Origin of the sequence: Amycolatopsis camponoti, assembly GCF_902497555.1 — a bacterium.
In the GTDB taxonomy this organism is placed as follows: domain Bacteria; phylum Actinomycetota; class Actinomycetes; order Mycobacteriales; family Pseudonocardiaceae; genus Amycolatopsis; species Amycolatopsis camponoti.
Window position 1 is genome coordinate 2923374 of record NZ_CABVGP010000002.1, and the last position, 10886, is coordinate 2934259.

A 10886-nucleotide genomic window follows, 5' to 3' on the forward strand; every position below is an offset into this window, starting at 1 on the left:
CGATTTCGCGTTCGTTTCCGATCCCCCTTACCGTCGCGAATTCGCCCACCGCCTCGCGTCAGCCCCACGGGACGAATTTCCGGGAACCACTTCGACCCGGCGGAACAGATCGGCACGGCGTAGGGTGCGAAACGCCAGGTCTGCGGCGAGGAGGCCGGAAATGACGACCGAGGACGAGGGGTTCTCGCTAGTCCGCCAAGCCACGTCGGACAGCGGGTGGCGTGCCCAGCTGTCGGATCTTCACGGCCTTTTCGCCATTTCGACGATGATGTTCGACGGCCGCGAAGCGGCGGACATCCTGCGGCTCGCCGCCACCTCGGTGCCGACGCTGAGCGGCTGCGAGACCGAGGCCGCGTTCCTCGTCGACGAGGACGGCTCGAGCACCCTGCAGGACGACACGCGCGAGGTGCATCCCGACCTCGGCGCGGAAGTCGGCGGGATGGCCGGGCGAGGCGGGCGGATCGACCTCGCCGACGGCCGGTGGCGCTGGTGCTACGCGCTGCGCGAGCCGGACAGCCCAGGCGGGCTGACGGCCAACCTCGTGGTCGGCGCCGAGCACACCCCGCCGCGTGACGAGCTCTTCCTGCTCGGCTCGCTCGGCCAGCAGGCCGCCGCGGCGCTGGCCAACTCCGCGCTGCTCGAACGGGAGCGGCGGCAGTCGGTCGCGCTGCAGGCGGTGAACGACCGGCTGTCCGCGTCGGTCGAGCGGCTCGAGCAGCAGACGCAGGTGCACGAGACGCTCACCGCCAGCTCGGTGTCCGGCGCCGGCGAGCCGGGCATCGCCGATGCACTGCATGAGCTGACCGCGCTGCCGGTGGCGGTCGAGGACCGGTTCGGCAACCTGCGCGCGTGGGGCGGCCCCGGCCGGCCGGACCCGTACCCGAAGATCGGCGTCCGCCGGCGGGAGGAACTGCTGCGGCGGGCCGCGACGCAGCCCCGCCCGATCCGCGTGAAGGACCGCCTGGTCTGCCTGGTGCGGCCGCGGCACGAGGTGCTCGGCGTGCTTGCCCTCATCGACCCGGCGCACACCGCCGGCGCGGACGAGGTGTTCGCCCTCGAGTACGGCTCGACGATCCTGGCGCTGGAGCTCTCGCACCAGCGCAGCCTGGCCGAGGTCGAGCTGCGCCTGCGCCGTGACCTCGTGGACGACCTCATCGCCGGAACCGACGACGGGAGCGCGTACGCCCGCGCCGAGGCGATCGGGCACGATCTGCGGCGCACGCACCACGTGGTCGTGCTGCGGTGGTCGGGCGACGTCGCCGAGGACGTGGTCGCCGAGGCCACGGGGCGCGCCACGACGACGCTGGGGCTCACTTCGCTCATGTCACGCCACGCCGGGGCGGTCGTGCTGCTGGTCGGCGGGCCCACGGACGGCACCGCGCTGCACGATTCCCTGTCGGAACGCCTCGGCGCGGAGGGCGCGATCGGCATCGGCGGCCCGTGCGACACCCCCGGGCGGTTTCCCAAGTCCTATGCGGAAGCGGTGCGGGCCCTCGAGATCCGGCGCACCTCACACACCCCGAACGGCGTGACGACGTTCGACCAGCTCGGCATCTACCGCATCCTCGACACCGGGCAGAACCACGGCGACGTCCTGGAATTCGTCCACGAATGGCTCGGAAAACTGCTCGACTACGACAGCGCGCACCACGCCGAGCTGGTCGCGACGCTCGCGCAGTACCTCGAATGCGGCGGCAGCTACGGGGACACCGCCGCCGCGCTGACGATCCACCGGAGCACGCTGCGGTACCGGCTCGGCCGGATCCGGGAGATCACCGAGATCGACCTCGGCGACGTGAACAGCAGGCTGAACCTGCACGTCGCCACCCGGCTGTGGCAGGTGCTGCGCGGATCGGAATGACCGGCCGTTTGCCCGTGGTCAAACCGGGCACCCGGAGATCTTGTCCCTCGAGATCGAGGAAAGGCCGGAGCATGACCGCTCAGCGCGCGCCCGAGGCCCTCGTGGTGGGCCTGGTGACCGACGACGGATTCCCCCGGCAGCTGGCCGGGAGAATCGTGGACGGCCTGCCCGCCCGCCTGGCCCGCGACCTCGGCGAGGAGACGAGCTGGCAGGTCGAGCACGAGACGCAGGCCCTGCCGCTGGACGAGCACGGCAACATCCCGATGCTGGACCTGGCGCAGGAGCGCCGGGCGGAGCACGAATGGGACCTGCTGGTGCTGATCACGGACCTGCCGCGGCGGGCCGGCACGGTTCCGATCGCCTCGGACTACAACGTCGACCACGGCGTGGCGATGGTGTCGTTGCCCGCGCTCGGTGCGTTGCGGCTGCGTGGCCGGGTGTCCCGGCTGATCGTGCACCTGGTCCGGCACCTGGTGGAGCACCGCTCGGAGAAGGCGGCCGATCCGCCGCGGCGGATGGTCGACCGGCTGCGGGACCTGGTCGCGCCGACGCGGCACATCCGCGGCCGCGGCGCCGCCGACCAGCACCTGGCCTTGGTGGGCGTCCGCGGCCGCCTGCGGCTGCTCGCCGGGATGATCCGGGACAACCGCCCGTGGCGGCTGGTGCCCAACCTCGCCGGGGCGACCGCGGCCGCGGCGGCCACCGCCGCGTACGGCATCGTCACCACCTCGTTCTGGAAGCTGGCCGAAGCCCTGCCCGCGCTGCGGCTGGCCGGGATCACGGTCCTGGCGATCGTGGTGATGTCGGGCTGGCTGATGGTGCACAACCACCTGTGGGACTCGCCGTCCGGGCACCTCGAACGGCGGAAAGCGCTGCTGTACAACGCTTCGACCGCGCTGACGCTGTCGATCGGCGTGGCCTGCATGTACGCCATCCTCTTCGTGCTGTCGTTGCTGGCGTCGATCGTGCTGATCGAAGGCACCTACTTCGCGGAGGTCCTCGGTCATCCGGCCGGTCCGGCCTCGTACCTCAAGCTGGTGTGGCTGGCGACTTCGGTGGGGATCGTCGCCGGCGCGGTGGGCTCGAGCCTCGAAGACGAGGAACGCGTCCGCCGGGCGACCTACAGCCGGCGCGAGCGGGAACGGCAGCAGCGCAACCGCGAACGCGCGGAGGAAGCCGAAAGCGACTGAGCGGTCACCGCGCTCGGAGGGCCTCGCCGGCCGTGCCGTACAGGGTGACCAGGGACCGCACCCCGGCCACGGTCAGGGCCGAGCCGACGGCCTGTTCCGAGCCGACCAGGCGCAGGCCGACGCCGACGCGGCGGAGCTCCGTCGCGATCTGCACGACGATCTGGAGGGCCACCGCACCGAAGGTGCCCGGTTCCGTCAGGTCGAGGATCAGCAGGTCGAGGGCGTGCGCTCGCTGCCCGTCGATGACGGCCATCAGCTCGATCCCGGTCCGCGCGTGGAACCCACCGCGGGCACGCACCAGCCGGGCTCCCGGCCGCAGGTGGTCCAACGGCTCCACCAGCACGGACTGCGTCACCGGTGCAGGCCGGTCCATCAACTGCACGTCTCTCCCCGCGGTAGCTCGCCCCAGCCGCTCCAGTGAAGTGCCCCGCGCGGCTCCGGCACAGCCGATTCACGCGGCACCCTGTCCACTGCCCGCGTTGGCGTGAGCGTGACGAGGCGATTACTCTTCGGCAGGTGACGGGCTTGCCGCAGACGGAGCTGCTGCCCGCGCACCCCGTCGCGCGCGCGAACGACGTCGACGAAGCGCACGAAGCGGTGACGCGGACGTACCTGCCGCACCGGCTCGAGGTGCTGGACCGCGGGACCGACTTGGACATGCGGCTCAACGCGGTCCGGATGGGCGCGGTGACCGCGGGCTACCTGCGCTACGGGAGCGCGGTCCGGCTCGGCACGGTCGACGCCGGCGGCTACCACGTCAACATCCCGGTCACCGGACGGTGCGAGCAGCGCTGCGGCGCGTCGGAACCGGTGTTCGCCGGACCCGGCCGGGCCGCCGTGTTCATGCCCGGCCATCCGGCCGACCTGCGGTGGGGAGCCGGGTGCGCCCAGCTCTGCCTCATGATCGAGCGGCACGAGCTGGAACTGGAGCTGGAGCGCCAGCTCGGGCGGCCGCTGGGGGAGCGGCCGCGCTTCACCACCACGATGGACCTGGACACCCCGGCGGCGCGGTCGTGGCTCGAGGTACTGGCTCTGCTGGAGCGCGAGGCGGACCGGCCGGGCGGGATCACGCACCACCCCGCGGCCGCCGCGCACCTGCAGAGCCTGGTGATCGCCGGTCTGCTGCTGGCCCAGCCCAGCAACTACAGCGATCACCTGCACGCGCCGGCGGCACCGGCCCCGCCCCGGGCGCTGCGCCGGGCCGTCGAGCTGATCGAAGACGAGCCGGGGCTGCCGTGGACGTCGAGCACCTTGGCCCGCGAGGTCTCGATCAGCGTCCGGGCTCTGCAGGAAGGGTTCCAGCGCTGGTTCGGCCTGCCGCCGATGGCTTACCTGCGGGACGTCCGCCTGACCCGGGTGCACGACGAACTCGCGGTGGCCGACCCCGATGGCACGACGATCGCCGGGGTCGCCGCTCGCTGGGGCTTCCTGCACGCCGGCCGGTTCTCGACCGCCTACCGCCGCAAGTTCGGCGGGCTGCCGTCGGAGACCCTGCACGGCCGTCATCCGGCGAAGGGCCGGTGACGCCCGCCGAAACGGGCGGCACCCGGCCACGCGCGCGGGCGGACCGGTCACAGCTGACGCCTGAGTGCGACGACGGTCCCGCGGTCGTCCTCGCCGGGTGCGCGGCCGCCTTCCCGCCCGATCTCGTGCTCCAGGCGGATCGGCGCGTGGTCGCGGCCGATCTCGTCGGGGCGGCGCCCGCGGGCCAGCGCGACCGAGTCGAGGCGGCGGCCGACGTCGCTCAGCGCGGAGGCCATCAGTCCCTGCATGCTGACCCCGAACGGCGCGCCCGGGCCGAACGGCGCCAGCATCTCGCCGATCATCCGGGTGGCGAGCGGCAGCAGTTCCTGCGTGCGCTGCAGGACGATGGCCCAGTTCGCGTCGTCGGCCGCGACGTGCCGGCGGCAGGTGAACGTGCCCCAGGCGACGTGCCGGCGTTCGTCGGCCGCGATGTGCTCGATGATGCGGAGCAGGCCGGGGAAGATGCCGCGGCTGCGGCAGATCCGCGCCGCGGCGGTGTAGCAGGCCAAGGCCAGGCAGCCTTCGACGACGTGGTGGTGCGTCACCGCGGCGCGGATCTGCGCGGCGGGCGAGTGGTCGTCGGTGAGCGCGTACAGCGACCAGGCGAGCTCTTCGAGGAAGTTCTGACGGCGAACATCCCCGCCCTCGGTGAACCACGGCAGGCAGTCGCCCATGCCGACCGCGTCGAGCCACGCGCGGAACGCCTGGGCGTGCTTGGCCTCCTCGAACACGAGCTGCGTCAGGTAGGTCTCGTCGTCCCGCCCGCTTTCGCTGGCCATCGCCGTCACGAACGGCTGCAGGTCCTGGAGCGCCGACTCGCCGATCGAGATGAGGTTGGCCACGAACAGGCAGGTGAGGCGGCGCTCGTCGGGAGTCAAAGCGGCGAAGTCCGCTTCGTCGCGGCTGAGGTCGATGTCGCCGGGGTTCCAGAACGCCGCGTTGCCGTCGTTGAAGAGCTGCCGGGGGACCGGGTCCGGCCGGCGCGCGATGCGGGCGCCGCCGCCGAACCCGAGGTGGCGGCGGGGCTCGATATCGCGGGTGAGGGACATGGCCACTCCAGGTGTCCGGGTGCTCTGGCCGCCAGGATCACCCGGCCGGCGCGATGCGGGAATGGTCCGCGCGCGCCACGGCTGGCCCGTGCGGGCCAATTTCCGCACCCGCTCAGTCCGCCGGGATCGCCACCTCGGCGACCAGCCCGCCGCCCGTGCGGTTCCGGAAAGCGACGCGGCCGCCGAGCGCCTGCACGATCTGTTCGACGATCCAGAGGCCGAGGCCGGCGGTACCGCGGTTCGACCCGGCCGCGGTGAACTTGCCGGTCAGCTTGGCGAGGTGGCCGGCGTCCACCCCGGAGCCCCGGTCGAGCACCCGCAGCAGGAGCCGGCCCTCGGTGACTTCGGCCTCGACGTCGACGGGCTTGCCTTCACCGTGCCGCGCGGCGTTCTCGAGCAGGTTCGTGAGCACGCGGCGCAACCGCTGGGGGTCGGTGGTGACGGTCAGCGCGTCGTCGAGGTGCACCCGCAGCCGCGGCGGCCGGAGTCCGGCCGCGTCCGCGGCGGCCAGCACCAGGGTCCGCAGCTCCACCGGCCGGGACCGGCCGGTGCCGAAGGCCGGACGGCGGCTCGCCGCGACGTCGCCCAGGGCGTCGAGCATGTCGGAGAGGTGGTTCGCGTGCTCGGCGATCAGCCGGCTGCCCGTCTCGCGGTCGGCCGGGGCGAGCGCGCCGTCGGTGGCGAGCCCCCGGGCCAGCGCGCGGAGGGAGATCACGGGCGTGCGGAATTCGTGCAGGAGGATCGCGAGACCGTCCTGCTGGGACTGGTACGACTCGAGGAGCCGCCGCCGCAGATCGCGTTCTTCCTCGGCCGCGGCGTGCCCGGCCAGCGCCTCCACCCGGGCGGCGATCCCGGCTTCCCGCTCGCGCTCGACCAGCCGGGACAGGCTGGCGCCGAGCAGGCCGGTGAGGAGCAGGTAGCCCGCCCACCAGAGACCCTGGAGCCGGCGCTCCGGCCACGTGGTGAAACCCGGGTCGACCAGCAGCGCCACGGCCAGGTAGGCGCCGCCGAGCCCGAGGGCGAGCACCACGGTGGGGCCGAGGGGCAGGCGGATGGCCGCGGCGGTGACGACGAGCACCAGGATCGCCACCGCCGGGCTGGTCGCCGCGCCGGTCATGGCGATCGTGAGCAGGGTGAAGACCGAGTCGAGCGCGGTGAGCAGCCAGGCTCCCGGCGAGGCGGACAGCTCCCAGCGCGGGTTCGCCGCGACGACGACGGCGTAGCCGGAAGCGACGGAGAGGGTCACGACGACCAGCGGAAGGTGCCGCCGGGCGTCGTCGCCGCCGGTGACCAGCAGCAGGACCACCGACAGCGCGACCGCGAGCCGCACGGTCACCATCACCCGGGCGACCGGCAGCCCACCCGGCACGGTTTGCCCGTCGGCCGCCATGCCACCGCCTCCTTGTGACTCGCCGTGATCGCCGTGGCCGGCTTGGTGGCGGAACGTGCTGTCATACTAGGCCGGTGACGGATCGGCGCCTGGTGGTCGTGGTCGTGGACGACCACGAGCTGTTCGCCAGAGGGCTGGCGCTGCTGCTGACGACCAACGCCGGTGACCGCTTCGAGGTGGGCGGCACCACCACGCACGTCGAAGAGGCGCCCGCGCTGGTCGAGTCCTGTGCGGCCGATCTCGCGCTCGTCGACCTGGCCATGCCGCCCCTGGGCGGCGCGGCCGCGATCCGCCAGATCAAGCGGCGCCGGCCGGCCACCCGCGTGCTCGCACTGTCCGGATCGGACGATCTGGAGCTCGCCGAGCAGGCCCTGCGCGCCGGAGCGGACGGCTACCTCACCAAGTCGGCCGACCCGGAGGTCCTCGTCGCGCCGTTGCTGACCGTGGCCGCCGGGTTCCGGGTCCTCGAAGGCGACCTGCTCGACGCACTGCTGACCACGACCCGCAAGCCGCCGGAAACGCTGCTGGACACGCTCGACTCCCAGGACCTGCGGCTGTGGGCGCTGCTCGCCCGCGGCCTGGAGACCCAGGACATCGCCACCCGGATGCTGGTCTCCGAACGCACGGCCAAGCGCATGGTCGCCTCGTTGCTGAACCGGATCGGCGCGGCCAACCGGGTCGAAGCCGCCGGGCTGGCCGGTGCCTACGGCCTGCTCGACCACGACCCGGCGGACCGTCCACAGTAGAGAGTCCCGGTTGGACGGCGTCGCGCCGACAACGTTGACAGCCCGTGGTGGACCGCGGGCCGTCGCTACCCCAACGAGTCATCCTTTTGCCGCCGGGTGGTGATGCGCGTGCCGTTCCGCGCGCCGCATCATTACCGACCATCGCAGTTCCGCGATGCGGTTGACCGGAAGCACGGTCACGCCCGGAGAAGGAGTTGGGTGGAATGGTGAGCCGATCAGGAGCCGGGCCGGTCGCCCGGGCCGGCACCCGCGTGACGATGTCCGGGGGAATCGACACCAAAGCGTGCGGACGCGGTATTTGGCGTGGTTTCGCGGTTTTGGTGATCGGCGCCTTGTTGCAGCCGGTCGCCGCGGCGGTCGCCCCTCCGGTCGGCGCGATCTTCCTGCTGATCACCGCCGTCGCGGCCTTCGGCTTCGCCGGTTTCCGCACGGGTGACACGCACCGCCCGATCCTCCAGGGGGCCGTGACCGCCCTCGGGAGCTACGTTTTGGTGCTGCCCTTGAGTTTTCTCACCTCGGCGTTGGTCGGGCCGCAGCAGGTGCCGGCCACCGCGGCGGTCGCCGTCGCCGTCGGCGGGCTGGCCGGCTTCACCGGCCACGTCGTCCGCGCTCGCGGGGAGCGAGGCGAAAAGGCGTGACCGCAACGAAACCCGCACCCTCGCGCCGGTGGAGCGCCGGGGCGCAGCGGCCGTTGGTCGAGGCCGGGGAGATCGTCCACCTGCTCGGCCGCGTGCTCTGGCTCGCGATCCGCCACCCGTTCGGGTACTGGGGTGAAGTCCGCGACCTGATGTTCGAGACGCTTCGCCGGTGCTGGCTGCCGGTCATCATTTCCACGACCGCGCTCGGCTTCGCCGGCCCCGGCATGCAGGGCGGCAGCCTCTACAGCGTGCTCGGCATCCCCGACCGCCTCGGCTCCTTCCTGCTGATGGCCAGCGTCCGCGAGTTCGCGCCGTGGATCGACGCGATGATCGTCGCCGGGGTGATGGGCACGGCCATCGCCGCCGACCTCGGCGCGCGGCGGATCCGCGAGGAGATCGACGCCATGGAGGTCCTCGGCGTCGATCCGGTCCGGACCCTCGTGCTGCCGCGGATCATCGCGGTCACCTTGATGACCGGCCTGCTGGAAGTGTTCGCGCTGGTGTGCGGCGTGATAGGCGGCTACATCGCGGCGGTGCCGATCTTCGGCGCGACCGGTGCGGCCTTCATCGGGAACTTCTGGTCCAACGCGACCACCACGGACATGTGGGGCAGCATCGTGAAGACCCTCGCGTTCGGCCTGATCCTGTCGGTCGTCTGCTGCTACAAGGGGTTGAACGCGCAAGGCGGCCCGATCGGCGTCGGCCGCGCGGTCAACCAGGCGGTGGTCATCTCGTTCGCCTCGATCTGGATCTTCAACTACGTCTACACGTCCGCGCTCCTCGGGCTGAACCCCGACATGCAGGTCTTCAAGTGAGGGATGCGCAATGACCACACCGACGGGCCGTACGAAGACACCCGACGTCGTCATCACCTTCGGCGGCATGGCGGGGAAACTGCGCGACGCCGTCGCGGCCGGCGGCGACATCATGAAGTTCGCCGGCCGCACCGTGCGCAGCCTGCCGGACCTGCGGCACCACGTCACGGAAGTGTTCGCCCAGGCGGGAATCCTGATCCTGTCGAGCGGCATCATCGTCTGGCTGATGCAGTTCGTCGTCGGCACCATGTGCGCGACCGAGGCCAGCTACACCCTCAAGCAGGTCGGTGCCCCGATCTACTCCGCGGTGTTCAACGACGTCTGCGGCCTGCGCGAGATGTCGGTCTACATGTGGGCCTACATCTTCGCGGCGAAGGTCGGCTGCGGGCTCGTCGCGGAAATCGGGTCGATGCGCATCGCCGAAGAGATCGACGCGCTGGAGGTGCTGGGCATCAAGTCCCGCAGCTACCTCGTGGGCACCCGGATCGCCGCCGCCTGGCTGTGCATGCCCTTCCTGTACATCGTCGGGCTCGGCCTGATGTTCATCTCGATGCACCTGGTGACGGTCTACCAATTGGGCACGGTCTCCAGCGGTGGCTATTCCTTCGTTTTCTGGCTGTTCCAGAACCCCTACGACCTGATGGCCGCCATTTCGAAGATGATCGCGATGGGCACCATCATCATCTTCGTCGGTTGTTACTACGGCTACAACGCTTCCGGCGGGCCGGTCGGCGTCGGGAGAAACACGGCGAAATCGATGATGCTCAACATGGTGCTCATCCACGTCGTCGGGTTGCTCGGCACGTGGTTCTTCTGGGGCTCCTACCCGAACATGCCGATCGGCAACTGACAAGGAGAACTCATGGTCACCGGGATGAACGGGACGGCCGTCGACACGATCGGGCCGGCGGAGCGCGTGCACACGATGGAGGTGCGCGACGTCCACAAGTCCTTCGGCAGCTTCGACGTGCTGAAGGGGCTCAACCTGGAGTTCGCCGACAACGCGATCACCACCATTCTCGGCCCGTCCGGGACCGGGAAGAGCGTGCTCATCAAGCACCTCGTCGGCCTGCTCGAGCCGGACCGGGGCGAGGTGCGGATCTTCGGCCGCGACATCTGGAAGATCAGCGAACGGGAACGCTACGAACTGCGCAAGCGGTTCGGTGTCCTGTTCCAGGACGGCGCGCTGTTCGGGTCGATGAACATCTTCGACAACACGGCTTTCCCGCTGCGCAAGCACACCGACATGGGCGAGGACGAGATCGAGGCGAAAGTCAACCAGCGGCTCAAGGAAGTCGGTCTCGAACGGTCCTCCTACAAGTACCCCAACGAGGTCTCCGGCGGCATGCGCAAACGGGCCGGCTTCGCGCGGGCGCTGGTGATGAACCCCGACATCGTCTTGTTCGACGAGCCCGACTCGGGGCTCGATCCGGTCCGCACCAGCCTGCTCAACGACCTGATCCTCGACATGCACCAGGAGTACCGCGGGACCTACCTGCTGGTGACGCACGACATCCGCACCGCGCGCAAGGTCAGCGACTACGTCGGGGTCATCTGGAAGGGCCAGGTCGTCCACTACGGACCGACCGAGGAAGCCTTCAACTCCCCGGACCCGTTCGTCCGCCAGTTCCTCTCCGGCGACTCCGCCGGACCGCTGGGAATGGACTGAACCC

Annotated in this window: 11 protein-coding genes; 8 read left to right on the top strand and 3 right to left on the bottom strand. The window is 71.2% G+C overall.

Features of this window, described 5'->3' with window-relative positions; genetic code table 11:
• The first annotated feature begins 160 nt into the window (after nucleotides 1–160).
• Both AA23TX_RS34105 and AA23TX_RS34110 read left to right on the top strand, forming a co-directional pair.
• Nucleotides 161–1861 carry a PucR family transcriptional regulator gene (locus AA23TX_RS34105; RefSeq protein WP_155546814.1) on the top strand — a complete coding sequence of 567 codons (1701 nt, stop codon included), beginning with the start codon at nucleotides 161–163 and terminating at the stop codon, nucleotides 1859–1861.
• A 71-nt stretch (nucleotides 1862–1932) separates the two neighbouring features.
• Nucleotides 1933–3051, top strand: a complete 1119-nt coding sequence (locus tag AA23TX_RS34110) for a hypothetical protein (RefSeq protein ID WP_155546815.1) — start codon at nucleotides 1933–1935, stop codon at nucleotides 3049–3051.
• Nucleotides 3052–3055: 4 nt separating this feature from the next.
• On the opposite strand, the gene AA23TX_RS34115 is transcribed toward AA23TX_RS34110, so the two are convergent.
• The gene (locus AA23TX_RS34115; RefSeq protein ID WP_155546816.1) at nucleotides 3056–3424 is read right to left on the bottom strand and encodes an STAS domain-containing protein; all 369 of its coding nucleotides are present in this window, start codon (nucleotides 3422–3424) and stop codon (nucleotides 3056–3058) included.
• A gap of 143 nt (nucleotides 3425–3567) precedes the next feature.
• Between AA23TX_RS34115 and AA23TX_RS34120 the strand changes: the two genes are divergently transcribed.
• Entirely contained in the window at nucleotides 3568–4575 is a 1008-nt protein-coding gene (locus tag AA23TX_RS34120) for an AraC family transcriptional regulator (protein ID WP_196425658.1), read from the top strand.
• 47 nt (nucleotides 4576–4622) lie between these two features.
• On the opposite strand, the gene AA23TX_RS34125 is transcribed toward AA23TX_RS34120, so the two are convergent.
• Both AA23TX_RS34125 and AA23TX_RS34130 read right to left on the bottom strand, forming a co-directional pair.
• On the bottom strand, nucleotides 4623–5624 hold the full coding sequence (locus AA23TX_RS34125; RefSeq protein WP_155546818.1) for a R2-like ligand-binding oxidase: 1002 nt from the start codon (nucleotides 5622–5624) through the stop codon (nucleotides 4623–4625).
• Nucleotides 5625–5736: 112 nt separating this feature from the next.
• Nucleotides 5737–7014, bottom strand: a complete 1278-nt coding sequence (locus tag AA23TX_RS34130) for a sensor histidine kinase (RefSeq protein ID WP_155546819.1) — start codon at nucleotides 7012–7014, stop codon at nucleotides 5737–5739.
• Nucleotides 7015–7088: 74 nt separating this feature from the next.
• Here AA23TX_RS34130 and AA23TX_RS34135 point away from each other — a divergent pair, with 74 nt between their 5' ends.
• The 5 genes from AA23TX_RS34135 to AA23TX_RS34155 all read left to right on the top strand — a co-directional run bounded on the left by AA23TX_RS34135 (nucleotide 7089) and on the right by AA23TX_RS34155 (nucleotide 10882).
• Nucleotides 7089–7760, top strand: coding sequence for a response regulator transcription factor (locus AA23TX_RS34135; protein ID WP_155546820.1), 672 nt, complete (start codon nucleotides 7089–7091; stop codon nucleotides 7758–7760).
• Between the two features lie 206 nt (nucleotides 7761–7966).
• Nucleotides 7967–8398, top strand: a complete 432-nt coding sequence (locus tag AA23TX_RS34140; RefSeq protein ID WP_155546821.1) for a hypothetical protein — start codon at nucleotides 7967–7969, stop codon at nucleotides 8396–8398.
• Entirely contained in the window at nucleotides 8395–9213 is an 819-nt protein-coding gene (locus tag AA23TX_RS34145) for an MlaE family ABC transporter permease (protein WP_230862873.1), read from the top strand. The genes AA23TX_RS34140 and AA23TX_RS34145 overlap by 4 nt, the downstream gene beginning before the upstream one ends.
• A 10-nt stretch (nucleotides 9214–9223) precedes the next feature.
• Complete coding sequence (locus AA23TX_RS34150; RefSeq protein WP_230862874.1) at nucleotides 9224–10063, top strand: ABC transporter permease; 840 nt, start codon at nucleotides 9224–9226, stop codon at nucleotides 10061–10063.
• A 12-nt stretch (nucleotides 10064–10075) separates the two neighbouring features.
• Nucleotides 10076–10882 (top strand): ABC transporter ATP-binding protein, encoded by an 807-nt coding sequence (locus AA23TX_RS34155; RefSeq protein WP_155546822.1) that lies wholly within the window; start codon nucleotides 10076–10078, stop codon nucleotides 10880–10882.
• Nucleotides 10883–10886: the final 4 nt, after the last annotated feature.